The organism is Shinella sp. WSC3-e (assembly GCF_945994535.1).
Classification (GTDB): domain Bacteria; phylum Pseudomonadota; class Alphaproteobacteria; order Rhizobiales; family Rhizobiaceae; genus Shinella; species Shinella yambaruensis.
The window spans coordinates 4,455,027-4,479,238 of the sequence record NZ_OZ000530.1; the positions used below are offsets into that span (position 1 = coordinate 4,455,027).

A 24,212-nucleotide genomic window follows, 5' to 3' on the forward strand; every position below is an offset into this window, starting at 1 on the left:
GCGGGTCGGGTCACTTATCCTCAATGTCCTCGCCCTCGTAGTGGATGACGACGGAACTGAGGCGCGCATAGGTGCTTCCGGTTGTCCGGAAGCGCATGCTGATATGCGTGGAGCGACCGAGACCGGGCCGGCCTAGACTGTTGAATGTCGTCTCTGTTTCGCGGCTGACCGTGTCTTCGGCGGCGCGGTTCGTGGGCTCCAGCGCCACCGACGTCTCCCATTCGCCTTCAAGTGCAGCGTCGACGCCCGTGAAGGTCTTGTCCTGTGTCGGGGTGTTCGCGTCCAGATAGGGTAGCCAGGCTTCGGCGACAGTCGCATCATAAGCCAGTGCGGCAGCCTGGCCCCCGTAGGAGAAAATCCGGTTGCCGGAACGAATGAAGACGCGCCGGTTGAAAACGACCAGTTCTTCGACGTTGAAATTGATCTTGGTCGATCCGGAATAGTAGCTCGGCTCATAAGTGGACCACGCGCTGACCTTCGCCCCATTGAAGAAGCTGAAAACGAAAATGATATCCTTCATCGCGAGCCAGAACCGGCCATCGCGCGGCTCGATCGCCCCGATGACGGCCTCCCGCTCCGCGAGTGACAGTTCGGTGAGCTTCTTCGTCACGAGCGTGTCGACGGGCACGCCGATATCCGTTGTGGCGGCCGCGTTCGAACTGTCGCGCGCCTTCAGCGATCGCAGGCCGCTTTCGTCGAGATAGAAGATGTCGTTGTCGCCGAATTGCGTCACGCTCTTGGGCGACAAGGTGCCCGTGTTGTTGAGCGTCTGTGCGAGGCGGTTCAGCGCCGGATCGGGATCCACATACTCGACCAGAACCGTGCGTTCGGCGAAGACGGCCAACTTGTCCTGATACTTCGCGATTGCCGTCAGCTTTTCGGAGCCGGACGTCTCGGACGCCATGTCGATGAAGCCTGCGCCGACATTGTCGGTCGACCACTTCGTCGGCGCGTTGATGCCGGAAAAATGGAGCACGGAACCGGACGTCGAGTAGATTTTCTTGCCGGCGGTCTTGACGAATGCGCCCGGCTGGAACGCGCCGTCCGCGCCGCCGGACATGTTCTCGATCAAGCCGATGCCGACCGAGCCCGAGGTCGATGCGGCGATGACACGCCCGTTCGCCGCAACGCCGGGCACGGCCGCGGTGATGTTCACCGTCGCGCCGGTCACGGTAGCGGTATAGTCCGGCGTGGACGCATGCGTGTTGATGGCCTGCGCAATCGCCCACGCCGTGGTGACGACGTTGCCGGTGAACGGCACGGGTCCGGCCATGATGTTCACACCGCCGACCGTCACCATGTTGATCTGGTTACCGGAGCCGGGATTGCCGCTGAGAACGCTCAAGGAGCCGGTCGCCGCCACGGCCTTACCCGACGCGCCTTCGGCCAGTACCAGCCCGGACGACGGCGACACCGTGAAGCCGTTCGCCAGGGTGAAATCGACCGGAAAGCCATTGGCGGCGGTGCCGACATCGACGGCGGCGATGTTGACGGTCGCGCCGACGGCCGTTGCCGTGTAGTCGGGCGTCGAAACGTAGGCGTTGATCGCCGCGGCGAGGAGAGCGGCGGTGTTCTCGTTGGAGGTCGCCCACAGAACCGGCGCGCCCATGATCGGGACGCCGTTGACCCTGATGTTGGTCATCTGCGAGGTCGTGCCGTTCGCGCCGCCGGCCATGTTCACGATCGATCCGACCGTGACGTCGCCCGTCGGCAGGACCGACACGACGCGGCCGTTCGCCGCCGAGCCGAGCGTTGCCGCCGTGATATTCACCGTCGCGCCGACGGCGACCGCCGTGTAGTCGGGGATGGACGTGAAGAGGTTGATCGCCGCGGCGACGGCCGTTGCCGTGCCGGCGTCGTCGCCTGTGTGTTCGATCGGCGCGCCGATAATGGAGATGCCGCCGACGGTGATGTCGTCGATCGTGTTCGCAGGATCGCTCGTTCCGCCCGTGATCGTGAAGGAGCCGGTCGCGGCGACCGCGCCGACGACCGTTCCGCCCGTGACGTCGAACGAAGCGCGGGCGCGGCCGTCGTACCAGTCGTCGACACGGATGCCGTAGAAGAAATGGAAGATCGAGCCGTCCTCGAATTCGCCGACAACGTAGAGGGTCGACGAAAAGAGGTCGTAGGAGCGGATGCGGACTAGCGGCGTGACACCGTTCGGATGCTGCAAGCGCTGATAGCGGACGTCGGCAGGGAGACCGCCTGGCGTCGGCCCGCTGCCGAACACGACGAGCTTGTCGACCGCCGCGGCAAGGCCGACCGTACCGGCCGGGAGCGTGTACTCGGGAACGAAGGCGGCACGCTTTTCGAACTCGCCGCCGCGCGAGATATGGCCGTTCTTGGCGACGACGAGCGCGCCGCCGGAGGTCGTCTCCTCCATGCGCCGGGTGTCAAGCCCGCCCGTGAACTCTCGGACCCATATCGTTCCCATGGATCACGATCCGGTGCCGATGACTTCGTCGCCATCGTCGAAGGTGAGGATGAACTCGTCGCCGGGGCTCGGCGGCAGCGGCGGCTGGACGATCGTGACGTTCCGCTCGTTATAAACGCCGAACGGAACGCGCTTGACGCCGCTCTGCTGGCCGCAGCCGAACATGTTGAAAACGCGGCGCGGCTGCTGCGCGCCGCGCAGCTTGCCGTAGCGCGCCTTTGCCAGTTCAAGCTTGTGGCTGGCGCTCTTGTCGCCCTTGCTGGCAAGAAATTCCGCCGCGGCGTAGAGCACGATCAGCCTGTCGTCAAGCGTCGCGCGGTCGGTGTCGGCGACCATCTGCTGAAGGTTCTTGATGCCGGTGATCTTCAGCGTACCTTCGAGCGTGTCGGGATCGCCGTCGGTGTCGGGGATCGGCCAGATCTCGATCCGTTCATCCTCGGTGATCCGCCAGCGCTGCGGCGGCCACTGCCGTTCGTCAAGGTTGCTGTTGAACGTCGTGAAGTGGCGGGCGTCGATGCCGGGGCGCAGCGGGCAATATGCCTGGTCGCGGTAAACCTCGATATGGCTGATGCGGTCAATCGCCATGTCTCCCGGCGGATCGTAGTAGCGCTGGCCGGCTGCCAGAAAGATCGTGCGGTCGACGCGCAGCAACGGCCAGTCGTAGTCCTCCCACAGCCACTCCTGCGTGCGCTGGAGATGGATGATCTGGCGGTCCCGGTCCTGCGCGTTGTGCGCCGGATTGAAGGACAGGCGGCATTCGGCCCGGTACAGGTCGAGCAGCTTTACGAGCGTCGTGTTCCGGGCCATGCCGCCATGCCTTTACTTGAAGAGGTTGTTCTCGCCGGAGAACTCGTCGTTCATTTCGCCGACGCCATCCTCTGCGTCGCCATCGTCAGCACCTTCGTCCTCCGGCTGCGCCGGCTGCGCCGGCTGCGCGCGGTGCAGGCGGATGGCCTCGACGATGTCGTCCTTCTTGGTGACGCCGGTCAGATCGACGCCTTCGGCCCCGGCGAGTGCCTGAAGCTCCTTGACCTTCATGGCGTCGAGACCGTCGTCATCGGCGACCGGGGCGGCCGTTTCCTTCTTCGTCTTGGCCGGCGCGGCGACCTTGCGGCCGGCGGCTGCGTAGAGCTCATCCGGCAGTTCAAGCTCGTCGAACGTCTCGAAGACGCGGGCGGCCGCGCCCGGATAGAGATCGGCGACGGCGGGCGAGACGCGGCGCTCGCCTTCCTGGCGGCCGTAGACTTCGGTCAGCCGGCCGATTTCCTGGCGATGGGTGCGCTCGACGCTGCCCTTCACCTCGATGTCGAAGACGGCATCCTCGCCGTGGATGTAGCGAAGCACGGCGACCTCGGCGGCCGTCACGCCGTACTTCGGGACCGTGTTCTTGGCGTCACCGCCGATCGCGAGCATTACATTTGCGGTCTGCATGTCGAGTTCCTTCCGGTGGAGATCGACGGGGCCGAAGCCCCGCCCGGTTTACTTGACGAGGATGCCGGCCGCCTTCAGCGCGGCGATGACCTCGTTCTGCTTGTCTGCGAGCACCTTGAAGTTGTTGTTCAGGGTGGCCTGCGCGAACGCGCCGCCGACGTCGGCGACCGTGTCGCCCGTCGTGCCGGTGGCGGCCGTCAGCGGGACGATGGCGTCGACGCGGATATCCGGGTTGTACGAGCCGTCCTCCGTGTTGTCGCCGAAGCTGGCGAGCAGGGTCGAACCCGCCGCCCACGTCACGCCCGTGTTGTTGGTGATCGTGATGTTCGACGATCCGAAGGTGAAGGCCACGGCTGCGCCGGACCCGGCCTGCGGATAGGCATCGTTGTTGTTGATGACGACGCGACCGCCCGTGCTGCCGATCAGATCGCCCTGCGTCTTGCCGGCGGGATAGGCGACAGTGACCGTGTTGCTGTCCGTGACTGCGGAGGCGAGAACCGCCGAGGTATTTGCGAGAGCGCCCATGAGCGTAGCTCCGTGTTCAGTGAGAAAAGGCGGGGCGCGGTCAGCGCCCCGTGTCGGGTCTCGTCTTACGCGATATCATACACGGCGGACGTGTTGAGCGCGCGGGCGACCATGACGGCGGTCGTGGTGATGCCGTTGTACATGGTGTAGCGGTCATACGGCCGTGCCGGGGCGTGGCGCTGCATCCGCTTGCCGTTGAAGTACAGAAGCTGGATACCGTTCTTGCCCATGGCGATGACGTAGCAACGCTTGGACAGACCGAGATCATCCATCGTCGGATCGTAGATGATCGGGTTGCCGGCGTGCTTCGGATCCTTCATGGAGCCGTCCGGAACGTTGTCGTTGAAGGCCCAATCGCCCGCGGAGTAGCCGTTGGCGCGCAGCTCCATCTTGTAGCCGTCGATGAAGGCCGAGCCGGCGAACCACTTCCACGAGACGCCACCGCGCGAATAGCGCTTCAGCTGGCGGATCTCGGTGTCGAGGAACGCGGCGAGCGCGCCGCCGTTGGCCGGGTTGACCGTGATCGCGCCCTGGCCGCCGACGCCCGCGTAGGCGGCCGTTGCAGCGCGGTTGCGCCACCAGGGATAGATCGCGCGGTTCAGGCCGCCCGTGAGGCCCGAGAGCGGGTTCGCGAGCAGGATGGACTGGATGCCGGCGAGCGCCTTGGCGTCCGAGGAGCCGTCCTGATGCAGCAGGAGATCGAGCGACTTGGCGTAGTCTTCGCCGAGGTCGTCGTTCTTCTCGTCCAGCACATTCGCCAGCGCGATCTCCTCGCGGCCGTCGACGAGGTTCGTGTTCTGGTCGGTGCCGTCCTCGGTGACTTCGATGCCGTTCTGCTTGAGCTCGGAGAAGGTCATCACCGTGCCGATATGGTGCTCCTTGCCCGTGTACTCGACGCGCTTGGCCGTTGCCGGGTTGTAGTAGGAGACCTTGTCGTCACCCGAGTAACCCTGAAGCGAGCCGCCGCCCTGGCCGGACTTCACGCCGATGGACACCTGAAACCCGTTGCCGCCGGCAAAGCTGCCCGCGGTGCGGTTGAAGGCATCCAGCATCGGCTTGTTCTGGACGTTCTGCTTGAAGAGCGTGCCCTTGTTCAGGTACTGCTTCAGCGTCGTGTTGTTGATGTTGGCGATTTCGTCTGCGGTAAAAGCCATCTGAGGCTATCCTTGTTGCTCACGAAGCGCGGCGGTTTGCCCGAATGATATCGAGCGTCGACATTTCCGCCGGCTGCTGGTTTCCTGCGACCTGCCCGCCCATCACGGGGCGTACCGCCTGCTTAGGCTGCGGGGCCGGCTGCGCGGGCTTGAAGCGGTCGTTGACCGTCTTGTATGCCTTTGCCAGCTGATCCTTCACGCCTTCGGCTGTGGTCGGCACGCCTTCCGTCCGCTGGAGGTAAACGACCTCCCGCTGGATGTCGGGCAACTTGGCGGCGAAGTTCGGATCCTTGCGCACGCGATCGGTCTCCCAATCGCTGGCGGCCTGCTGCATCGACCGCACGCTGTTCTGCTGAGACGTGCGCTGCTCGCGCTGCTCGCGGAACGACTGCTGGCGCTGCACGGAAGCTACGGACGCCTTGGCCCGTGCGATCTCGATCGCAGCTTCCTTGGAGAGCTCCCCGGTGGAAACGCGCTGCTGGAGATCGTCGGGCAGAACCTCGCCGGCCGCGATGAGCAGGTTCTGGATGGTCGGTTTCATCCGCTTCCACGCTTCGACGGGGTCGGTCTTCATGAGACCGCCAATCGTGAGCATGTCCGCGGCTTCTTCCGAGCTCAGTCCCGCATCGTCGAGAAACCCGACAACGTTCTGGTAGCGCTCTGCATCCTGCCGGAGCGGTTCGACTTCCCGCTCCATGGCGGTCAGCTTCTCCTTGAACTCGCGGCGTTCCTTGACGACCTGTTTGAAGCGCGGGTGCCGGTTGAACGGCACGTCGGCAAACTCGTCGTCATCGGCGGATGCGGCTGCTTCCGATCCTTGTTCACCTTCGGCTGGCGAGGCCGGGTCAGTCTGCCCCCGGCTTTCCTTGACCACGTCGCGGACAACGGAAAGCAGATCGGCGTCCTGTTCGCCTTCAGCGGGTGACGAGGCCGCGGCCGCAGTATCGCCAGCGGGAAAATCGCCCCCGGCAACTGCATCGTCGATATCGGACACGATGGACGAGTTCGTGTCGTCGATTTGATCGTCCAAAGAGGGCATATTCGTTCCTTTCGGTCGGTTAGGTTTACTGCATGCGGATCATTGTCGCAAGTGTAGGTCGGCAAAACCTACGCTTGATTGCTGCTATGTCGCCGTTTTGCGCGTCGGGACTGGCCTTGTTTGAATTTTTCGCTCGCCCCTATGGCCGCTGCTATCTTACTGCCGACATCCGCCTTATATTGCGGATCCGCCCATTTGTTTCGCATGGCCGCTGCTTGTGACGCTCTTCTTACGGGATCTTGATAGCTATCCTGCCGCGCCACTCTCATCTTTTCGCGGAACCCCGGTGCGGCCCACGTAGCTTTCCTGATCGCAGCCATCTTAGCTTTATGCTCGGGATCGGCCCATTTTTCCTTTCGGCTAACCCTCTGCTTTTCCCTGTGAGCGGGATCGCCCCACGCTGCTTTACTCGTGGCCGATAGTTTTTGTTTGACTCTCGCTGAAGTACCTTTCGCTCGCCCTCCCGGTTTATGGTTCAAACCTTGCGGGTGCATAGTATCAAGCTTGTCAATCCAATGGCACTCACGCGCGTTTAGCTCGCCAACCGGAGCTTCCTCCAGTACATGAAAGCTGAAAAACTCGATGCCGGTCGCGCGAAGTTGCCGCGCAAGCGGCGTGTGCCGCTGTTTATGCTGCGCCCATCTCGCATTTGGCGATTGGCGTGTTTGCCCAACGTAAACTATGCGTCCCGCCAAACGCGAATATATGCCGTATATACAGCCGACACCTTTCGTCATGACACTAACGCGGGCTCCGTCTGATTAGACCCAAACGCAGGACCAGACCCTCCTTCGCGATCCGGTTTTGGCGCATTATTTGCGCCCTGCGCACCCTGATTGTTCGGGTCGTCTTGTGGCATCGCGCTAGTAGTCTGCCGCTGTTGGTTCATCGCAGCAATCGAAGGTATCCCGGCAGCGATCGCTTCCGTGATATCGATCCGGTCGTCCATACGCCGGATGACCTCCTTTGCCAGCCACGTCGGCTCTACGCCAGGTATCTGGATCAAAAGAGGCAGTAACTTTTGCATATTCGCCACCTCGACAGCCTGATTAGGCTTGCCCGTCGAGCCGGCCTCTACCTCAAGAAAGATTTCGCCCGCGATCTCGGCGAGCGTCATCTCCGGCCACACCGCGCCGGGGCCGACGACCTCAACGACCTTTTCCGGCGACATCTCGCGCTGGAGCACCTGACCGGATGCGCGGGCGATGACCGTCAGGAAGCTGTCCAGATCGTCGATCGAGGAGGCGTCGGAAGCGTTCGTCGCGTTGGCCGCGATCGCGCTCTCGGTGGCCGTCGCCTTGGCGACACCGCCGTAGTTCGCTTCCTGGCTGCCGCCGACCAGCTGCATGTCGGTGAAGGTCTGCCCGGTCTCGTAGAGGTTCGGGTCGACGCCGGGCACGGGCATCGTCTGGAGCACCGTTTTGATGTCCGTCTGCGGGTCGATGTTCAGCCCTAGCATTTGAAGCGGACGCAGGTTCGCAAGCATCATCGGATCGTCTTCGTCGGCGAACGCGCCGTTCGCGTAGACCCACCGCGGCCGTGCCGCGTTGCGATGCTCCCGCAGGCCCTGCCGCGACCGATTGTATTCGCGCTGCATGTCCAGCAACAGCGTGACGTCCGACGGCGGGAAAAGCTCCTCCTCGCTTTCGACGGCGTTGAAGGTGAGCGCGTAGACGGGCCAGAAATCTTCAACGAAGATATCAGGTGCGGCAGGCGGTCGCAAAAAACCCTGGTGGCCGTCGGCGAGGTAATAGACGAGGCCGGACGGCTTGTCGTAGCGCTTCCAGACGCGCACCATATCTGTCTTCTTGCGTTCCGACGGCCCCCACTCGTATTCGTCGTCCATGACATTGCTGGCTTCATAGACCGATCCGGAGCCGTTTGCAGCAGCGTATTTCGTGGCGCTGTCCGTCAGGTCGACGCCGAAAATCTCACGTACCTCACTGACCGAATAGTCGTATTCGAGCGTGATATGCCCCGCGCCGACGAAACCGTCGAGATACTTGCAAAGCCGATCCGGAATGACCTTGGTGGCCTGCGGAAAATCGAAGATCAGGCCTTCGCGCAGCACGATTTCCGGCTCCGACTGCAACTGCGCAATCGATGCTTCAAGCTCGGCCATCTCAGCGTCGTCTTGCCCGATCTCGCCTTCGCCGACCTGTTCGGCCAGGTTGCGCAGATGATCGAGCCGGGCGCGGGCGTCGGCCAACTTCTCCTGCATGCCGGGACGCGGCCCGGTCTCGCGCTGGAAGCCGATTTCCACATAGCCGACGCAGGCGGTGATGGCGCGCCGGACGACCTGCTTCATGCCGCGCTTGAAATCGAGCGGCTTCTGCTCGCGCATCGCCTGCGCGAACAGGATCTCCAGCGTCTTGCCCATCTTGGCGATCTGCTGGCGGCGCGCATAGCCCTGCTGGAAGTCGGCGATCAGCGCCTGCGCCTCCATGAAGCCCGGCGGCAGTTGCGGCTCCATCAGCGGCTGCTGGCCGGTGAGCGGGTCGGCCGGCATGACGGAGGACATGGCCTGCGCCTGCTGCATCGCCATCTGGCCCATCTGGATCGTCTGAAAGGCCAGTTCGAGCGAAGCCGGGTTCTCGTCGAAAATCTGGTAGTCGAGCGTTTCGCGGCGGCGCGCGACGGCTTTCGGGTTCTTGGCGTAGAGCGCGGCCGTCTTCATCTTGACGTGGCGGCCGATGATATTCGCCTTGTAGTTCCCTTCGCCCCATTCCTTCTCGGCTCCCCACATCGCGACGTGCATGTCACGCTTCATGCGGCGGAACGCCTTCTCGTGGTGGCGCTTGTCCTCCTTGATGCTCTGGATGATCGCGGCGACAAGGCGGCGTTCGCTCTCGGCGGGCGTCGGGTTCTTCTCGTCGACGTTCTCGTCGGGGAGGGCCGCGCCGTCCGGCTGTCCGGCAATGTCGTCCGTCATTTCACCCACAAACATCAAAAGCCCCCAGCCATCTGGATCGCGCGCTGCTCATTTTGCCATCTGTCGGCCAGTTTCACCCAGGCCAATGTCCCGAATTCGGGCGTCTCTTTTCGCTTTCTACCAGATTTGTCGCTCGCTGCGAACTGGCTTTGCAGGCCGAGGCCGATATAGGCCAGCGCATCGACGAAGTCGTCATGCGTGCCGTTCGGAAAAGCCATCATCTGCGCGATGGCCTTCTCGGTCCAGAACGCGCCCTGCGGGAAGAAGACCTTGCCCATGGCGACGCGGGCGACAATCGACTGCGCGCGCTGCGCCTTGTCGGCGACCGGCGTGACTTCGCGGATGTTCATGAAGATGCCGGTCTCCAGCATGCGCTTGTGCAGGAAAGGGCCGATCGACTTCGAGATGTGACCCTTTTCCGCCCACCACAGGAGCGGGCGCTGGTCGCCGCGGCACATGTCCAGCATGGCTTCCGTGGCGACGTCCGATTTCATCTTCCGCCAGTCGCACTCCAGCAGGTAGATGTTCGACTGCTTGTCGACGCCGATCTTCAGCAGGACCGTGAAGTCGTTGCGCTGGCCTGTCGCGACGGCGTGGTCGCTCGCGCCGTAGATGCGCAGGTCTTCCGGCAATTCGTCCGGCTTGTAGAACCGGATGCTCTCGCGCTTGAAGAGATCGCCGTCGAGCAGCGACGGCCGCTGCTGGTAGAGCGCGGCGAAGCCGAGCGGATCGAGGCTCTGCTGCTCCTCCAGAAATTCCAGATCGAAGCGATCCGGGCCGTCCGGCCACAGCGGTTCGCCCGGCTTGCGGCCGAGCGGATCGTCGTCCTCGGCAATCGCCGGGATGTTGATGATCTTGATCTTCTTCGCCAGCTTGGCGTTGTAGTGCGGGTTTTCCGGATCCGTGAGACGGCCGATCGGATCGTCGGAATGCCAGCGTGTGAACGTCATGATGACGATCTTGCGACCCATGCGACGGGTCATGGCGACCTTCGTGAACCAGTCCCATGCCTGGTCGCGGATTGCCTGGCTCGACGCCTCCTTGGCGTCCTTGATCAGGTCGTCGAGGATCAGGACGTGCGCACCCTGGCCGGTCAGCGAACCGCCGCGGCCGACGAAAGCCCACTTGCCGCCGGCCGTCGTGATCAGCTTGTCGGAGGCCGAGCCGCCGCGCACGAGCGAGACGTTCGGGAACACCTGCCGGAACTGCGGCGTCTTGACGATAGTGCGCACGTCCTTGCCGAAATCGGCGGCGAAATCGTCGTTGTAGGTCGCCACGACGCCGTGCTGATGCGGAAAACGGCCGATCAGCCAGGCGGGCAGCTTGCGGGAAACTTGCTCCGATTTTCCGTGCCGCGGCGGCATCGTCAGGATGACGAAGGTGTATTCGACCTCCTCGTTGATGATCGCTTCGAGCACCTTCGCCACGGCGCGGTGATGCTTCGCGTCCTTGTAGCTCGATTTCTCGACGTCATTCGGATCGGCCGGGTCCGGCGAGGTGATCTTGATGAACGGCATGAAGGCGGTGCGCGCCTGAAGGGCCTTCTGCTGGCGCTTCAGCAACCCGATCTGCTTGTGAAGCTCGACGTCGGCCGTCTCAGCCGCCTTCAGCGCGGCCTGCTCGCGCTCCCAAGAGACGCGCTTTCCGGTTTTCGGATTGATGCGATCTGCGCCGGACATCAGGGCGTGAAACCCGTCGGGTGCGCCTTTTTCTCGGCGTTGCTGCGCACCTCCTGCGCCAGGACGCGGACCTCAGTGCGCACGCTGTTCACGCTGTCGTTCAGCGTGTCGAGCTTGGTCCCGAAACGCTCCAGAAGCGCGGCCATCTGCGCCTTCAGTTCGGCAATCTGGACGGCCTGCTGATCCTGCTGGAAACGCAGCTGCGGGATGGGCTGGATCTGCGCCCGGATGTCGGCGAAATTCCTGTCGGAGACCGTCGCCCGGTCCTGCTGCGCGTCGCGGATCTCGGCAACGTCCCGGTTGAGGTTCGTCCAGACGATCGCGCCGCCCGCCACGTTGATCATCGCCACAATGGCGAAACCGGCGAGATTGAAGACGTTCAGACGGGCCTTCTCGAAGACGATGGGCATAGCGTTGTCCGCGTTGTCGTTCGTCATTTCCAGCATTTCTGCGCTTTGCCGTAGCGGTCGGTCGACAGCACCCACCGGGCGATCGGCTCTTCCTTCAGCACGAAGTTCACGGGATCATTGATCTTCGGCGGTTTCGTCCAGCCCGCGCAATTGCTGGCATTCGTCTGGCAGCCCGCCAAGGTCAACGCACACGCGATACCGATCAACGCCCGAAACCTCATCGTCGATCCCTTTCCTCTTCTCGTAGGCCTCGACCGTGTCCTGAAGCTGCTCGATCCGTCCGCTCGACAGGCCCTTCATGTAGCTGCCGATCGCCACCGCGCCGAGCACGGCGAAAACGGCGACGACCTTGTAGGGCAGCGGGATCATGCCGGCAGATCGAGCGCATCGGCACGCTGGCGCTGCTTGCGCGCCGCGTACCAGCGCCAGCCAAGGCCCCCGACCGTCAGGACGACGGCCGATACCGCCAGGGCGGCGATGGCGCTGTTGATGAAGCTGGAGGAGCCGGCGAGCGGCGTGATCTGTTCCTGCGCCTGGCGGATGGCTTCGGCGAGGCCGCCCGAGGCGAGACCGCCGCCGGTCGCCGCGTCGGCCACTGCCTTGACCGGCGCGGGCTTGGCGTCCTCGACGCGGGCTTTCGCCTCGCCGCCGGGGACGTAGGCGGCGGTAATGTGGCCGACAGTGCCCTTCTTCGCCCATGCCTGGCCGGTGGCGCGCACCTCGTTCACGCGGCGCGTCCAGCCCTTGCCGAACGTCGGCCACGTCTTCAGCGCCCGCAGAAACGCCATCCGGCGCTCGCAGATCGCCGCGATGAGCTTGTCGTGGTCGGGATGGTCGCACACAGCGGCCAGCGTCGTCGGGCCGATCATCCCGTCGACCTTGACACCGAGCGCGCGCTGGAGCCACTTCACGGACTGCGCGACGCCCGAATTGACGGCCCCGTCATAGACCACGTAACCGACGCCGGGCGGCAACTGGTCGCCTTTGATCGGGTGCCAGTAGCTGCCGCGGTAGATCGCCAGCCGCTCGGTCTCGTTCAGCTGGCGAACGGAGCGGACGGGCAGGCCGTTGCGGCGGCGATAGTCGTCATAGACGCGCTGCGTGACGCCGCGGTTCGTCGCGCCGCCGGGGTCCTTGGGGTGGTTGACGTATCCGCCCTCGTGAACGCTGACCCGCTCATCCGCCTGCTGAAACCGGTCGATCATGCGTGTCCTCGTGTCGGGCGTTGCTGGCTTATGTCTGCCGACAACCTACAGACACGGCGCGGAAATGGCAAGAGCCGCTGCGCGTTGCGGACGCAGCGGCTCCAGCGATCAAGCCTTCAGCACGAACATCCGGCGGAACAGGGAGGAAAACTCACCGGACGGCCTGAATGTTGGCCGTTGTCGGGTCGCTTGTCAAGCGCTCCGTATGCGAACGACAGGCGGTGACCAAATTGACCTTTCCGGCCTACAAGCCCTGATATTCGAGGCGTCAGGGGTGATGACCAAACCGACCTTTCGGGACCGGTTCGGGCTTTTCGGCTGTCAGGACAAGACGTCCGTTTCGATTTTTGGGTCGAATTTTTCTGTGCGCGTCCGGTGCAGTCTCCGGCTCGACGATCGGACTACCGCCAGGGGTGGGGTCCGGCCCTACCCGCCGAGCGGCCCGGCGCATGGGTCGCCGAGCCGGGTAACTGTCTAATCAATACAGTGCAAGTCATTGATATTATGAGAACATATCGCCATAGTTGGGCACTGGTTGCGCACTTTCGACGGTTTTTGCGCGCCCGATGGCGATAGCTTCAAGCTTGCCGATAGCTTCCGCGATCTCTTCCGCCGTCATCTCGTGCGGCTCTTTCGCCTGTGCGCCGTCCTGCGCGCCGAGCGTGCGGTCATAGGCCAGTTTGACGGCCTGAACACGCGCGCCGGCAGGCGCTTTCGGATCGGCCAGGATCTCAGCGTGCACTCGCACAGCCAGCGGCAGAAGCTCGCTGAAGAGCTTTTCCGTCTGGATGCGTGCGATCTCGTTCAGGACTGCCGGACGCTGCATAGCCTTGTCCACGGCTCCCGACGAATACGAAACTTTCGCCTCGCTAGCCGCAAACTTGCGGTTTCCGGTCTCAGCCATAACTTCGGCGATACGTCTCTCTGCGTAGGTCATTTGACCGCCTTTTTGGGGCATTCTTCCACCTGCCTATTTGCCTTTTGCTCGACATGAGCATAACGGACAAAGTGTCCTTCTGCAAATTTTTCCTTATTGACAATGTATGTCGTGTATGACATACAACAGACATACAAACCAAACACCGAAGGAACAACGGCGAATGGAAACTCTCTGGACCTTTAAGACCGCACGTTTCACCGTCAAATGGCAAATCGAGATTGATGCCGGCTATCGCTATGACGGCGACGACGAAGACGGATCAATCCAAGCCGCGCTCGATTGCGGCGACATGGTCGCATTCGACAGCAAAATGTCAGTATGGCTCGACGGCGTCGAGATCGCAGCCGACTATCTCGGCGGATCGGTCTACTACGCGGACCAGATTGAAACCTTCCGCGACCACATTGGCATGAACGCAAAAGGCCACGGAAGCTATTTTTCCGACATGGTGCGCACCGTAGTCGCAGAAGCGCGCGCCACGCTCTGCAATGCTCCCCGTATTCGTTGCGCAGCGTAAATGTCCAGCTTAACGCCCGACGAAACCGACAAGGAACCAACGACCATGTATCAAGCCATCACAACGAAATTCCTCGGCCCGACCAACACCCGCGGCTCGCGCGTTCGCGCCACGGCACAGGCGGGTTCTGTAACGGTCCATTGGGACCATGCCCTGAACTGTGACGCAAACCATGATCGCGCCGCCGAGGCACTTGCCAAGAAATTCGGCTGGTATGGTGCATGGTTTGGCGGCGGGCTCGAACGCGGTAGCTGCTACGTGTGGGTGCCCTCGGCGGATGCCGACAGCAAGGGCGTTGCGTTCTACGTGCGCGGGGAGTGACCGACATGAACAGCTTCCAGAAATGGGCCGACGACTACGCCCGCGCATTCGGCTTTGTCGTCACGCTGCGCGGCAACTGGGTGGAACTGCACAAAGACGGCAAGACCTACGAATGCATGTCCGTGCAGGGCGTGCAGGCGGTTTGCGACGGAAAGGAAATCTGACCATGACGCGCACATGGCTCAAAGACGAGAACACTGGCGGGTGGAAATGCGAGATGCCCGACAACGTGACGCTGTTCGCCGTTCCAGTCCATCTGGCCCGTCACTCTTTCACGCCAAAACCATCGCGCGGAACACAATGGCGCGCCGGGTGCACTCATTGGGACGAAGCGACGCGAACGGCAACGCGGTTTGGACGCGACGCATATAACGAACTCCAGCCCGACGCGAACACGGCAAAAAGTCTTGCCGGGCTCTTGTATCGCGATGAGATGGCCGCTCGCAGCGCGGTCGTGAACGCGGAGCTATGATTTGGTTCCTTGCCCTATGCGCGCTAACCGTCCTGATCGTCAGCGCGCCGGCCCTCCTATTCGGACATTTTGTCCGCTGGCTTATCCACCGACTGAAAAGGCCGCCCCGCAAATAGGGCGGCCTTTTTCTTTGTGTCGGCCTTGTTTTCCCCAATTCGGAACCTTCAAAAATTCCGCCCTGCGCAATCCGGAAGACCTATAAAGGTGGTCTTCCGGAATTTCGCATTTGGGTTTGGCAATCTTCCGTTTCTTCCGTTTTCTTCCGCTTTGCGCTAACCTAATGATTTTTAATCGAAAATGCCTGTCTTCCGTTTTCTTCCGCTTTCTTCCTTTTTCGGACCGGAAGACCGAGCGGAATTCAATTCGGAAGACGCAAAATCTTCCGAATTGAGAGGCATTTCTTCGGACAGGATGTCCTGATCGGACAGAATGGCTTTGGATAGCTCACCGTCAGGTAATCCCCAAAAACCGCGCTTCGGTTGCGCTACATGGCCTTTCATTTTCAGGTTCCGCAGATGCGCGCGCACAAGTTCGGCGTTCATGCCAGACAGGATTTCCGCGCTGCTAGACATAAGTTGTTCCAAGGTAGCCCCTTGCCCCCGCAACGATGAGCCGACGAGGATATAAGCCAGCCCGCGCAATACGCGCGCTTCGGCGATGGTCGGCTCTCCTTTCTTCGCTTCGGCCTCTGCTTCGGCCTTCGGCACCAGGCGCACCGTGCACGACGTTATGCGGTCTCCGTCCTCGTCCATGCCGAGCGTGCGCACTTCCAAGGCAAAGGCCGACGACCATGACCGCTCCAGATCGCGTTGCTTCGTGACGGCGATTTGCCCCTCTTCCACCTCTATTTCGGTATCGGTCGCGGCCCGCAGCAGGGAATGGCCGCGCGCACCGTTGGCCTTGTTCTTGCCCGTGTGGTGCACGATCATCAGATGCGCACCCGTCGCGTTGCGGATGACGTCGAAATGCTTGACGATCGCGCCCATGTCCACGCTGGAATTCTCGTCGCCGCCCGCCAGCGCGCGGGACAGCGTGTCGACGACGATCAGCCCGATTGGCGCGCCGATGGCGCGCAGCGCCTCCAGAAATGGATTTAGATCAGCATCGGCGCGGCGCAGGTCCACGGGCGAGGGGAGAAGCAGGAAGGCCGACGGATCGGCCAGCGCACCGTATTTGTCCTTCAGGGCTTGGACGCGCCGTTTCGCGCCGTTGCCGCCCTCCGCGGCCACATAGACCACGCGGGCCTGAGTGGTGCGCATGCCCGCATAGTCGATGCCGGCGGCGACGTGATAGGCCACATCCATGAACACGAACGTCTTGCCGACGTTGCTGTCGCCGTAGCCCACGCTCATCGTACCCTGGTCGATGAAGCCCTTGATGAGGGGCCGGTTCGACGCGGCTTTCGCGGCCTCGGCCGCTTCATCGAAATTCAGGAAGACGAATTTGCTCGATTTTTCCTTAAGGGCATTTAGCTCAATTTGCTGCGCGAAGGGGTTCTGTTCGACCTCGCCGAGGTCGTCGAAGAAAGCACAGGCCGTCGTGAAGGCACCCTGGCTATGCGTGTCGGCGAGCTCGTAGAGCCAGCCCGCGCCGCGCCGGAAAGGCGGCTTCATCCGCTTCCAATCCGACTGCACGGTGTCCGGGTCATTGGTGCCGCCGGTCCACCGGTCGCACCATTCCTCGAAGAGCTCGAAGGCCTCGTGCTGGTTATCGGGCAGGGCGGCCTTGATGGCATAGCCGAAGTCTCTGTAAGCCTCGCGGGTCGGGAAGAGATCGGACGTGTTGGGCGTGGCGCGCACGGCGGCGCGGACGCGCTCCAGTTCGCCCCGCAGGGCGTTCTGGTTGACGTCGGTCGTCGCGCCTTCCTTGACGATGGGCGAGGCTGCCGGCAGCAGCGTGCGCAGGCGCTCCAGCAAGGCCGTCAGATCGGCTCCGGAGATATAGGGCACGTCGTCATAGGCCGGGACGCCCATCGGCCAGTCGTAGGGCTTGCCTGTCTTGGGGTGGATGCCGAGGGCGACGAACTGCCGGCCCTCCGCCAGGATCTCGACGCGATCGAGCAGCCGGCCCTTGTCGTCGCGCTCGCCGAACTCGATCCGGACATACCGGAAATCGGCGTCGGTGCGCACGAGGTAGCCGGCCTTTGGCTTGTTGCCGATGCGCACGAAGACGGTCGGCACGATCTCACGCAGGGCGTTGTAGATGATCTGCGCGTGGTCCGGGTTCGATGTGTCTGCGTCGATCAGCACGAGGCCGTTGCCGGTCTTGATGCCTACGCCGGCACCCATGCCGTGGTATCGGTGATAATCATCTTCGTTGGCCTCGTGCGGCAGCCAGTCGAAACCGTACCATTTGCCGTTGCGGCCCTTGACGCCGACGGCCTTGCCGCGGGGATCCGTGGCCTTGCCGATCTGGCGATGCAGCGACGAGGTCTCGGAGATCTCGGCGTTCGGTGGAATAATCGGGACCAGGCGCTTGTAGCCGAGCGCGGCCAGCCGCAGAAATGAATTCGTCGTCACCATGTTCATTCTTTTGACCACTGGCTTTCTGCGGCTTCGAGCGCCCGGCGAGCAACGGCGGCGCGGCCTTCCATCAACGATATCTCGCGGCGCTTACGCGCCCGGTAGCTGGCGCGGGCCTCGGCGATCGTCGGCAGCGCGTAGCGTTTGTTCCAGTTCAGATTGACGAACTTCTTGTCGTGCTCCGAATAACCCACCCACGCGCCGCAGGGCGTACGTTTCAAGACGGGAATTTCCATGAGCTCGACGGCGATCCTGCCGACGCCGGGTAGCGGGTCGCCCCATTCGTCACAGCCGCGCGAGTAAAGCACCTCGTAGTAGCGATACCAAACCTCGCTCATGCCGGCACCTGCTCGCCGTCGACGGGCGTCTTGGCCGACAGGAAATCCTCGACCTTCAGCTTCTGGAGCGGGCGGAACCGACGGGCCTTGAAGAAGGCTTCCGTGCGCACGCCAGCCGAAGTGATGCTGGGGTTGTGTATTTCGTTCAGCAGCAGAGCGACTTCACGGGTCTTCGGAGCGATAAGGACTTTGCGAACCGTATAGACTGTCCCGACGCTCGGAAACCGAACGCCGCGTTTCTCCCATTTCGCTTTATACCGTCCGGGGAAATCGAATTTGAAAACGACATGTTGGCCGACAACAAAGCCGCAATATCCTTGCGAGCCAATATCATTTCTGGTAGTCATGTCCTTGCCTTTCGTCGGTTTACGAGGGTCATGTCGAGGAGCGGCGGTTCTGCTTGGGGCCGCCGCTCTTCCGTTTTCGGTGCAGGGTGGCCGACAACATACGACAATGTCGGCCGACGTTGGAAGTCAAATCCGACTTGCGCGGCGTGCGATTTCCTCACGGGCTTTCTGCTGCGCCGCCCGCGCCCGTTCGCCGCTCCTGCGGCTGGCTTCGTTCTTGCGCTGCCGCTGGCGTTCCTCGTAGTCCGGATTGACCAGCTTCCACACGGCGACATGGGAAAGGCCCGTCTCTTCGCGGATCTGGCGCGCGGTCAGGCCGGCGGCGTGCAGTCGCGCGACCTCCACCCGCAGTTCCGGCGTCACGACCAGCGGAACCTTGGCGGCATGGATGCCGGCCTTGCGCCAGGCACTGAGCACGGAAGAGAAATGCACGCCGAGCATCATGCCGACGCGCGTGCAGGTGATCGAGGGGAACTGGTGCTTCACCGCGGCGCAGAGCTCGGTGCGGGCGCGCGAGCGCTTCGCGGCGACCAGGGCGGCCCGGTCGATGCCGCGTTGCAGGCACCAGAACTCGACGAAGGCGTGGGCGCTCGTCTTCGAGCTTTCCGCCAGCGCGCGGATGCGTTGCTGCGGCGTGCTCATCGTGCGCGGTCCATATGCTGCACGCCGATCCAGCAATCGCCGCACGCATCGCGGTCGGACGTGCAGCCGGCGACGGCCAGAAGGATAACACAGGCCGCTGTCAGCCGTGAAACAAGACAAATCATGCGAAGACCTCCAGATAGATCAGCCAAGCGAGGACATGGACGGCGATCGGGCCGAGCATGTCGAGGATGTTTTTCGGCCGCCACCACATGAACAGCCACGCCTTGGGCGAACCAGCCGGCAGATCCATGCCGGTCTCGCAGTCGCGCTTCTCGCGGCCCCAATACCACGCCAGCATGAGCGCCGACGCGAGCAGGAACGCACCCGGCGGCGTGAAGGACGACGCCTTGACGATCAGCGGCGTCAGCGCGCCGGAGACAAGGCCGGCTTCGAGGGCATGCCCCAGGTTCGATTTGTCGGGCTTCCACTCGCTGAACCAGTGCAGCTTGCCGTAGGTCTTCATGCGTCGTCTCCGTGAGTTTCGGGCGAGGAGGGGTAGGATCCAGTTGTTGCTCTGGCGACGGCGGCGCGCGCTGCCACGACCTGCTGCGTCGTGCACTGGAAGATGGATGCGCCGGCCCCGGCCGTTTCGTGGTTCGACAGGATGTCGGTCAGCGCCTTGAGGAGCTGGCCGTGCTGGCTCTTGATGAGGTCGATCGTCTCCCACGCCGCGAACGGGTCTTCCGGCTCGCCCATGTCGCTGGCGACGCGCAACATCTCTGCGGCAAGCGCGGCGACGGTTTCCGGGGCGGTATAGCCGGTGCCTTTGCAGGCTCCGCAGAGGAGCGACGGGTAGCCGACCGGGCAATCTTCGTCCTGCTCGATGGTCGTGCAAGGGCATTCGGTGAGCCTGTCACTCATCGGCCTGGCCTTTCTCGAAATGGGAGGGGCGATCCAACGATGTGCCGTGTCGCGGCCCGCGCCCGGCCGACCACTCGTGCCGGCAAGCGTTGCATTCGAAGGATGGGTTTCCGTAGAAGTCGGAGCCTGTCCGCGCGAAGCCGAGATGGCCGCACAGCGGGCACGACCGTTTCCGAGGAGTAACGAGGGTGCTACGCATCGCCACCCCCGGTGCCAGATGATGATGTGGCGGAACCGAGTACCGGATCGAGTGCACCCGTTTTCCATAGGTTCCACAGGATCGCGATTGCCTTTCCGTCGAACCGGTTGTTGTAGTTCCCGGTCTCGCCGTGATGGCATTGCGTGAGGTCGTTATAGGTCTCCAGAAAATAGCGCCCGTCGTCATTCAGGCACTCTTCGGAGACCTTGTCGCGAAGGGCGACAAGTGCAGCAATATGCTCCCGGCTCATCGGCGTGCATCCATCGCAAGCTGACGCTCCTGGCGCAGCGCCTCGTTGGCGGAGATCACGACGACCAGGCCCATCGAGCCGACGCAAGCGATCATGATGCACGCCATGAAGATCGGCGTGAAGACTTCGAGCCAGGACGGCTTCGACAGGTCGACCTCGATCTGCGGCGTCATGCAGAGCCGGTTCGTGTCGCAACGGCACGGGCCGTCCTCGTAGATGCAGATTTTGTCATTCGTCATTTCATACACCTTTCGTCTCGTCGGTTCAGTCGAAGATATCGGCCGTCGGAGCGGCCGGCTTGGGTTCGTCGGGCGGCAGGGCGATCGCCAGGACGTCGGCCTCGCTCGCGCCATGGAAGGCGAAGAGCCCGCCGTCGGGCGTCATGATTTCCAGCGTCACCGCGCCGCCCGGTTCCAGCGCATAGAGGGCGAAACCGCAGTCCGGGTTCGCCGCCCGCGCCTCGTCAATCGAAGACGGAGGGCGTGTCATCGGACAACCTCGCGATCATTTGTTGGCGGAGAACGCTGTTGATCGCCCGCAGCGTCATGTGATCGAGGCAGTGGCGCAGCAAGCCGTTGATCAGCTGTGATCGGCTGGGTGCGACGCAGGATGTCGCGACGTCGTCCAGGCGGTCCTGCAAGTCGGTCGGCATGTAGATAGCCGTCCGATCCCGCTTGTAGACGGTCACGCGCCGCTTCGGCTTGGCCGGCGGTGAGGTCGTTTTCCGTTTCTTCATCATCGCTCCTTTGTCGCTTGACGTGTCGACATATGTATGTCAGATGTATGTCGTTGTCAACATACAAAACAGACATTGGAGGCGACAGTGTGACAGGTTGACCGGAACAGGTTCGCGGGCCGGTCCACGAGCAATCCCGAACCAAAATTTTAAACCGACAAAAGGAAAAGATGATGCGTGTCGTCATAGTGCACCCGGAAATGGGCATTTACCTCGGAAGCTGCTTCGGTCTCGGCTTCTTCTCCCTTCTCGATTGCGCTGGGCAGACAGCCGCTTGCACATTCGAGGATGAGTGCGATGCGCGCGCTTGCGTCTCTTCGCGGTCTGAAAACGGCGACCCCGACGCTTACGGGTATGTTCCTGTAGCCGCCAAGGCATGGGCTGAAATCATGGATCTTGAAGCCGCCGGGCTCGGTGAATTCACAGGACCGATGAAAGACGAGGCGCTGCGCGCCATGCAGCCGGCGGGGCACTCGTGAGGAGCAATTGTCAGAATGAAAGGGAGGCGACGCCCTTTGCCCGATCCGTTCGGTAATCCCGGATTGTAGGTAGGCCCGCCCGCTGAGGGCGGGTCGCTTCGTTGCGTTTGTCCGGCTTGTCGGTTATTGTCCGTCGAGATTTCCGACGGAGCGCTGATTTATGGCCCCCACCAAGTACTATCCCGGCTATTCCTACAGTGGATGGCAGGCCAGCAATCCCGCAAAGCCGCTGCCGGCTCCGCAGATCGACAACGATCTCGCCAACATCTCCCGCTCGATTAACGAGATCATCGACGCGGGCACGGGCGGCGGTGGGCCCGGCCCGACCCCCGGCACCGTGACGACGGATACCGTCGAGAACAAGAGCGGGCTCGCCGGCACGATGCTGACAAGCACGCTGAACGGCGTGAACGCACGGCTTCTGTCGCTCGAAAGCGGCAGTGGCGGGGAGGGCGGAGCGTCCTTCTACTTCGCCTCCCGCGATGCAGCGGCCGCCGCGTCGCCCGGTGCGGCCGAGATGCTGATGGTCCTGCATGCCGAGCGTGTCCTCTTCTACGAAAAGATCGACAGCGGCAACGCCTATCCGGCCCTCACAACCGCGGACGACCAGAAGTGGGGGCCGGCGGATCGGCAGATGACGCCGCTGCATTGGGGCGCGGCCGGCGACTACACGACCGACGATCACGGCCCCGTGCAGGCCATGCTGAACTTCCTGTCGGCCGGTTCCAGCATGCCCGACAACCACGCCGCCGGGCGCACATGGACGATCACGGGCGCCGGGAAGAAATATGCCGTGTCGAAGCCGGTCTGCGTCGGTAATGTCGGCACGGGCGCCGGCATGCTCTACTACGGCAACGTCGAAGACCTGCACCTGAAGGCCATTCAGGGCGCCTATAACTGGTCGACCGCCATCGGGATCGGCAGCGAAGTCCCGTCGAACGTCCTCGTTCTCGCCTACCAGTTCAATTTCAACGCCGACGACAGCAACACGGGCATCTACAAGGTCGCCTTCGAGCGCGTCACGATCGACTGCAACTTCCTGACCGGCGGCATCTACCTCCAGAACACCACGCAGCTGTCATTCCGTGATGTCGGCATCGACTTCATCGGCAAAAATCGTTGCGGTTTCGAAACGTCCATCGGTCTGGCTGGCTACAATCCGCGCGGATACCGCACGGTCAACGGCGCGCTACTGGTCGAGAACGTCAACATTCAGGGCTATGTGGAAGAGGCGCCGAAGTTCGGCGGCCAGGTCTACCCGACGGGGGAAGATCAGGTCTCCATGAACACGATCGCCTTCAAGATCCAGACGAACGACGCGCGCTACCATCAGATCATCTGCTCGCGCGTCACGCGCGCCATGCAGATTGAATATTGCGGCGCGATCCAGTTCAACGACATCCACCCCTGGTCGCGCGAGGTCTATATCGGCCCGACGACGAACAACCTCATGTGGTCGAACTGCTATTTCGACTACACGCGCGTCATTATCGATGGCGGCGCGATCAACAACTGGAACCACTATTTCGTCGGCTGCCACTGGATCCTCGGGACGTCCGACCGCGGGCTGGAACTGCGCACGCAGGTCGAAGACACGACGGGCTACGGCCTTATCTTCGCCGGCTGCCGCTTCAAGGGCGACGGCAACGACCTCGACATCGAATGCACCGCCAGTGGCACGGGCTTCTGGCGCGGTGTCCGTGACCGCGAATATCATCTGGCCGGCTGCCAATTTGCGCCGAATTCATCGCCCGAGGCGTTCTTCAAGGCCGGCAAATACATCACCGTCGACGCCGAGGAAGGGCATACCTATTTCCGGCATACGGCCGACGGGGCCGGCCGCACGGAAGTGGCGGGGAATTTCATCTTCACGGGCAAAGCGCGCTTCAGCGGCGGTTCGTCCGGCTATTACATGCAGTGGCAGTCCGGCGCCGAGCCCGGCACCGAGGGCGGCATCTACATGACCGCTTCCGGCGTCCTGGCGCTGGAGAACAAATACGGCAGCGGCGACATCGCATTCGGAGTGACGTCGAATTGGGGCGTCAGCCGGATCAAGGCCGACGGTTCGGCGCAGTTCTACGGCCTCGCCAACGTCAATTCGGCCTCCGCTGGCATGAAGGTCGGCCGCGGCAGCCTGTCGCGCTCGATCAATGCCGGCGGCACCATCAACGCCAGCGGCGCCGACTACGCCGAGTATCATGAGGTCATCGAAGAGCTTTGGGGTAACGTGCCGAAGGGCGCGATCCTCGGCTTCAATGCCGACGGCCTGCTGACGGATCGCTACGACGACGTGGTCGGCCGCTTCGTGATCAAGTCGACCGATCCGAACCTCGTTGGTGCTGACCGATGGGGCACGGAAGAGGCCATCGTCGCGAAGTACGGCGTGGAGCCGGTCGGCGAGCAGCCGGAGTTGCGGGCCGCCACTGGCGAGCAGGATGCGCTCGTCGCGCAGGCCGAGTTCGAGACCGCCAATGCGGCCTACGAGGCGCGCCGCACGGCCCTGTTGGCGGCCTTGGAGACGGAGCGCGTGCGCTACGACCGCATCGCCAAGGCAGGCTTCGTGCCGGTCAACGTGCAGGCCGTGCCGGCGGATATCGGGAAATATCTGGTGCCAGCGCGGGCCGGGGATGGTTCGGTAACGGCCGACATCGTGGCTCCGGCTGATATCACGCTCGGCCAGTATGTCGGCGCGATCGGCGTGATCATCGGCGTCGAGCCGGACGGGCGTGCCTCCGTCGAGGTCAAGCCGGTCTAGCCGTGCCCTGAATGTAGGTTA

General features: G+C 62.9%; 28 protein-coding genes. 6 read left to right on the plus strand and 22 right to left on the minus strand.

Translation table 11 applies throughout. The annotated features are described in order from the left end of the window. Nucleotides 1-10: 10 nt before the first annotated feature. From AABF56_RS21840 to AABF56_RS21895, 12 genes are all read right to left on the minus strand, one after another. Nucleotides 11-2,434, minus strand: coding sequence for a hypothetical protein (locus tag AABF56_RS21840; protein ID WP_338341849.1), 2,424 nt, complete (start codon nucleotides 2,432-2,434; stop codon nucleotides 11-13). Nucleotides 2,435-2,437: 3 nt separating this feature from the next. Then, nucleotides 2,438-3,241: a phage adaptor protein gene (locus AABF56_RS21845; protein WP_338341850.1), complete on the minus strand. Its 804-nt coding sequence runs from the start codon at nucleotides 3,239-3,241 to the stop codon at nucleotides 2,438-2,440. A gap of 12 nt (nucleotides 3,242-3,253) precedes the next feature. Continuing rightward, the gene (locus AABF56_RS21850) at nucleotides 3,254-3,865 is read right to left on the minus strand and encodes a hypothetical protein (RefSeq protein ID WP_338341851.1); all 612 of its coding nucleotides are present in this window, start codon (nucleotides 3,863-3,865) and stop codon (nucleotides 3,254-3,256) included. A gap of 48 nt (nucleotides 3,866-3,913) precedes the next feature. Then, nucleotides 3,914-4,390 carry a hypothetical protein gene (locus AABF56_RS21855; RefSeq protein WP_338341852.1) on the minus strand — a complete coding sequence of 159 codons (477 nt, stop codon included), beginning with the start codon at nucleotides 4,388-4,390 and terminating at the stop codon, nucleotides 3,914-3,916. A gap of 65 nt (nucleotides 4,391-4,455) precedes the next feature. Continuing rightward, entirely contained in the window at nucleotides 4,456-5,544 is a 1,089-nt protein-coding gene (locus tag AABF56_RS21860) for a phage major capsid protein (protein WP_338341853.1), read from the minus strand. Nucleotides 5,545-5,563: 19 nt separating this feature from the next. Beyond that, nucleotides 5,564-6,583, minus strand: coding sequence for a hypothetical protein (locus AABF56_RS21865; protein ID WP_338341854.1), 1,020 nt, complete (start codon nucleotides 6,581-6,583; stop codon nucleotides 5,564-5,566). Between the two features lie 733 nt (nucleotides 6,584-7,316). Next, nucleotides 7,317-9,530, minus strand: a complete 2,214-nt coding sequence (locus AABF56_RS21870; RefSeq protein WP_338341855.1) for a hypothetical protein — start codon at nucleotides 9,528-9,530, stop codon at nucleotides 7,317-7,319. Then, nucleotides 9,530-11,194, minus strand: coding sequence for a phage terminase large subunit (gene terL, locus AABF56_RS21875; protein WP_338341856.1), 1,665 nt, complete (start codon nucleotides 11,192-11,194; stop codon nucleotides 9,530-9,532). The genes AABF56_RS21870 and terL overlap by 1 nt, the downstream gene beginning before the upstream one ends. Beyond that, nucleotides 11,194-11,631, minus strand: a complete 438-nt coding sequence (locus AABF56_RS21880) for a hypothetical protein (protein WP_338341857.1) — start codon at nucleotides 11,629-11,631, stop codon at nucleotides 11,194-11,196. Before AABF56_RS21880 ends, terL begins: the two co-directional genes overlap by 1 nt. Before the next feature lie 87 nt (nucleotides 11,632-11,718). Continuing rightward, entirely contained in the window at nucleotides 11,719-11,973 is a 255-nt protein-coding gene (locus tag AABF56_RS21885; RefSeq protein ID WP_338341858.1) for a hypothetical protein, read from the minus strand. Continuing rightward, nucleotides 11,970-12,809, minus strand: coding sequence for a glycoside hydrolase family 108 protein (locus tag AABF56_RS21890; RefSeq protein WP_338341859.1), 840 nt, complete (start codon nucleotides 12,807-12,809; stop codon nucleotides 11,970-11,972). The genes AABF56_RS21885 and AABF56_RS21890 overlap by 4 nt, the downstream gene beginning before the upstream one ends. Nucleotides 12,810-13,311: 502 nt before the next feature. Then, on the minus strand, nucleotides 13,312-13,746 hold the full coding sequence (locus AABF56_RS21895) for a hypothetical protein (protein WP_338341860.1): 435 nt from the start codon (nucleotides 13,744-13,746) through the stop codon (nucleotides 13,312-13,314). Between the two features lie 163 nt (nucleotides 13,747-13,909). Here AABF56_RS21895 and AABF56_RS21900 point away from each other — a divergent pair, with 163 nt between their 5' ends. The 4 genes from AABF56_RS21900 to AABF56_RS21915 are packed head-to-tail and all read left to right on the plus strand — an operon-like array spanning nucleotide 13,910 to nucleotide 15,059. Continuing rightward, nucleotides 13,910-14,266, plus strand: coding sequence for a hypothetical protein (locus AABF56_RS21900; protein WP_338341861.1), 357 nt, complete (start codon nucleotides 13,910-13,912; stop codon nucleotides 14,264-14,266). A gap of 45 nt (nucleotides 14,267-14,311) precedes the next feature. After that, a complete protein-coding gene (locus AABF56_RS21905) occupies nucleotides 14,312-14,587 on the plus strand; it encodes a hypothetical protein (protein ID WP_338341862.1) in 276 nt (91 codons plus the stop codon). A 5-nt stretch (nucleotides 14,588-14,592) separates the two neighbouring features. Further along, nucleotides 14,593-14,751: a hypothetical protein gene (locus AABF56_RS21910; protein ID WP_338341863.1), complete on the plus strand. Its 159-nt coding sequence runs from the start codon at nucleotides 14,593-14,595 to the stop codon at nucleotides 14,749-14,751. 2 nt (nucleotides 14,752-14,753) lie between these two features. Beyond that, nucleotides 14,754-15,059, plus strand: coding sequence for a hypothetical protein (locus AABF56_RS21915; protein ID WP_338341864.1), 306 nt, complete (start codon nucleotides 14,754-14,756; stop codon nucleotides 15,057-15,059). A gap of 287 nt (nucleotides 15,060-15,346) precedes the next feature. Here the strand turns inward: AABF56_RS21915 and AABF56_RS21920 are convergent, their stop codons facing one another. From AABF56_RS21920 to AABF56_RS21965, 10 genes are all read right to left on the minus strand, one after another. Next, entirely contained in the window at nucleotides 15,347-17,581 is a 2,235-nt protein-coding gene (locus AABF56_RS21920) for an AAA family ATPase (protein ID WP_338341865.1), read from the minus strand. 2 nt (nucleotides 17,582-17,583) lie between these two features. Next, nucleotides 17,584-17,919, minus strand: coding sequence for a hypothetical protein (locus tag AABF56_RS21925; protein WP_338341866.1), 336 nt, complete (start codon nucleotides 17,917-17,919; stop codon nucleotides 17,584-17,586). Further along, nucleotides 17,916-18,266: a hypothetical protein gene (locus AABF56_RS21930; protein WP_338341867.1), complete on the minus strand. Its 351-nt coding sequence runs from the start codon at nucleotides 18,264-18,266 to the stop codon at nucleotides 17,916-17,918. Before AABF56_RS21930 ends, AABF56_RS21925 begins: the two co-directional genes overlap by 4 nt. Before the next feature lie 126 nt (nucleotides 18,267-18,392). Continuing rightward, complete coding sequence (locus AABF56_RS21935) at nucleotides 18,393-18,908, minus strand: hypothetical protein (protein WP_338341868.1); 516 nt, start codon at nucleotides 18,906-18,908, stop codon at nucleotides 18,393-18,395. Between the two features lie 121 nt (nucleotides 18,909-19,029). After that, entirely contained in the window at nucleotides 19,030-19,374 is a 345-nt protein-coding gene (locus AABF56_RS21940) for a hypothetical protein (RefSeq protein ID WP_338341869.1), read from the minus strand. After that, the gene (locus AABF56_RS21945; RefSeq protein ID WP_338341870.1) at nucleotides 19,371-19,772 is read right to left on the minus strand and encodes a hypothetical protein; all 402 of its coding nucleotides are present in this window, start codon (nucleotides 19,770-19,772) and stop codon (nucleotides 19,371-19,373) included. The genes AABF56_RS21940 and AABF56_RS21945 overlap by 4 nt, the downstream gene beginning before the upstream one ends. Nucleotides 19,773-19,963: 191 nt before the next feature. Further along, nucleotides 19,964-20,221, minus strand: a complete 258-nt coding sequence (locus AABF56_RS21950) for a hypothetical protein (protein ID WP_338341871.1) — start codon at nucleotides 20,219-20,221, stop codon at nucleotides 19,964-19,966. Continuing rightward, complete coding sequence (locus AABF56_RS21955; protein WP_338341872.1) at nucleotides 20,218-20,460, minus strand: hypothetical protein; 243 nt, start codon at nucleotides 20,458-20,460, stop codon at nucleotides 20,218-20,220. The genes AABF56_RS21950 and AABF56_RS21955 overlap by 4 nt, the downstream gene beginning before the upstream one ends. Nucleotides 20,461-20,485: 25 nt before the next feature. Then, on the minus strand, nucleotides 20,486-20,710 hold the full coding sequence (locus AABF56_RS21960; RefSeq protein WP_338341873.1) for a hypothetical protein: 225 nt from the start codon (nucleotides 20,708-20,710) through the stop codon (nucleotides 20,486-20,488). After that, a complete protein-coding gene (locus tag AABF56_RS21965; protein ID WP_338341874.1) occupies nucleotides 20,685-20,957 on the minus strand; it encodes a hypothetical protein in 273 nt (90 codons plus the stop codon). Before AABF56_RS21965 ends, AABF56_RS21960 begins: the two co-directional genes overlap by 26 nt. Nucleotides 20,958-21,127: 170 nt before the next feature. On the opposite strand from AABF56_RS21965, the gene AABF56_RS21970 reads away from it, so the two are divergent. Beyond that, the gene (locus tag AABF56_RS21970; protein ID WP_338341875.1) at nucleotides 21,128-21,436 is read left to right on the plus strand and encodes a hypothetical protein; all 309 of its coding nucleotides are present in this window, start codon (nucleotides 21,128-21,130) and stop codon (nucleotides 21,434-21,436) included. A 160-nt stretch (nucleotides 21,437-21,596) separates the two neighbouring features. Then, complete coding sequence (locus tag AABF56_RS21975) at nucleotides 21,597-24,191, plus strand: hypothetical protein (RefSeq protein WP_338341876.1); 2,595 nt, start codon at nucleotides 21,597-21,599, stop codon at nucleotides 24,189-24,191. Nucleotides 24,192-24,212: the final 21 nt, after the last annotated feature.

Coding starts and splice junctions, on each gene's coding strand:
- AABF56_RS21840 (WP_338341849.1), bottom strand. CDS start 2,434: ATGGGAACGATATGGGTCCGAGAGTTCACGGGCGGGCTTGACACCCGG.
- AABF56_RS21845 (WP_338341850.1), bottom strand. CDS start 3,241: ATGGCCCGGAACACGACGCTCGTAAAGCTGCTCGACCTGTACCGGGCC.
- AABF56_RS21850 (WP_338341851.1), bottom strand. CDS start 3,865: ATGCAGACCGCAAATGTAATGCTCGCGATCGGCGGTGACGCCAAGAAC.
- AABF56_RS21855 (WP_338341852.1), bottom strand. CDS start 4,390: ATGGGCGCTCTCGCAAATACCTCGGCGGTTCTCGCCTCCGCAGTCACG.
- AABF56_RS21860 (WP_338341853.1), bottom strand. CDS start 5,544: ATGGCTTTTACCGCAGACGAAATCGCCAACATCAACAACACGACGCTG.
- AABF56_RS21865 (WP_338341854.1), bottom strand. CDS start 6,583: ATGCCCTCTTTGGACGATCAAATCGACGACACGAACTCGTCCATCGTG.
- AABF56_RS21870 (WP_338341855.1), bottom strand. CDS start 9,530: ATGTTTGTGGGTGAAATGACGGACGACATTGCCGGACAGCCGGACGGC.
- terL (WP_338341856.1), bottom strand. CDS start 11,194: ATGTCCGGCGCAGATCGCATCAATCCGAAAACCGGAAAGCGCGTCTCT.
- AABF56_RS21880 (WP_338341857.1), bottom strand. CDS start 11,631: ATGACGAACGACAACGCGGACAACGCTATGCCCATCGTCTTCGAGAAG.
- AABF56_RS21885 (WP_338341858.1), bottom strand. CDS start 11,973: ATGATCCCGCTGCCCTACAAGGTCGTCGCCGTTTTCGCCGTGCTCGGC.
- AABF56_RS21890 (WP_338341859.1), bottom strand. CDS start 12,809: ATGATCGACCGGTTTCAGCAGGCGGATGAGCGGGTCAGCGTTCACGAG.
- AABF56_RS21895 (WP_338341860.1), bottom strand. CDS start 13,746: ATGACCTACGCAGAGAGACGTATCGCCGAAGTTATGGCTGAGACCGGA.
- AABF56_RS21900 (WP_338341861.1), top strand. CDS start 13,910: ATGGAAACTCTCTGGACCTTTAAGACCGCACGTTTCACCGTCAAATGG.
- AABF56_RS21905 (WP_338341862.1), top strand. CDS start 14,312: ATGTATCAAGCCATCACAACGAAATTCCTCGGCCCGACCAACACCCGC.
- AABF56_RS21910 (WP_338341863.1), top strand. CDS start 14,593: ATGAACAGCTTCCAGAAATGGGCCGACGACTACGCCCGCGCATTCGGC.
- AABF56_RS21915 (WP_338341864.1), top strand. CDS start 14,754: ATGACGCGCACATGGCTCAAAGACGAGAACACTGGCGGGTGGAAATGC.
- AABF56_RS21920 (WP_338341865.1), bottom strand. CDS start 17,581: ATGGTGACGACGAATTCATTTCTGCGGCTGGCCGCGCTCGGCTACAAG.
- AABF56_RS21925 (WP_338341866.1), bottom strand. CDS start 17,919: ATGAGCGAGGTTTGGTATCGCTACTACGAGGTGCTTTACTCGCGCGGC.
- AABF56_RS21930 (WP_338341867.1), bottom strand. CDS start 18,266: ATGACTACCAGAAATGATATTGGCTCGCAAGGATATTGCGGCTTTGTT.
- AABF56_RS21935 (WP_338341868.1), bottom strand. CDS start 18,908: ATGAGCACGCCGCAGCAACGCATCCGCGCGCTGGCGGAAAGCTCGAAG.
- AABF56_RS21940 (WP_338341869.1), bottom strand. CDS start 19,374: ATGAAGACCTACGGCAAGCTGCACTGGTTCAGCGAGTGGAAGCCCGAC.
- AABF56_RS21945 (WP_338341870.1), bottom strand. CDS start 19,772: ATGAGTGACAGGCTCACCGAATGCCCTTGCACGACCATCGAGCAGGAC.
- AABF56_RS21950 (WP_338341871.1), bottom strand. CDS start 20,221: ATGAGCCGGGAGCATATTGCTGCACTTGTCGCCCTTCGCGACAAGGTC.
- AABF56_RS21955 (WP_338341872.1), bottom strand. CDS start 20,460: ATGACGAATGACAAAATCTGCATCTACGAGGACGGCCCGTGCCGTTGC.
- AABF56_RS21960 (WP_338341873.1), bottom strand. CDS start 20,710: ATGACACGCCCTCCGTCTTCGATTGACGAGGCGCGGGCGGCGAACCCG.
- AABF56_RS21965 (WP_338341874.1), bottom strand. CDS start 20,957: ATGAAGAAACGGAAAACGACCTCACCGCCGGCCAAGCCGAAGCGGCGC.
- AABF56_RS21970 (WP_338341875.1), top strand. CDS start 21,128: ATGATGCGTGTCGTCATAGTGCACCCGGAAATGGGCATTTACCTCGGA.
- AABF56_RS21975 (WP_338341876.1), top strand. CDS start 21,597: ATGGCCCCCACCAAGTACTATCCCGGCTATTCCTACAGTGGATGGCAG.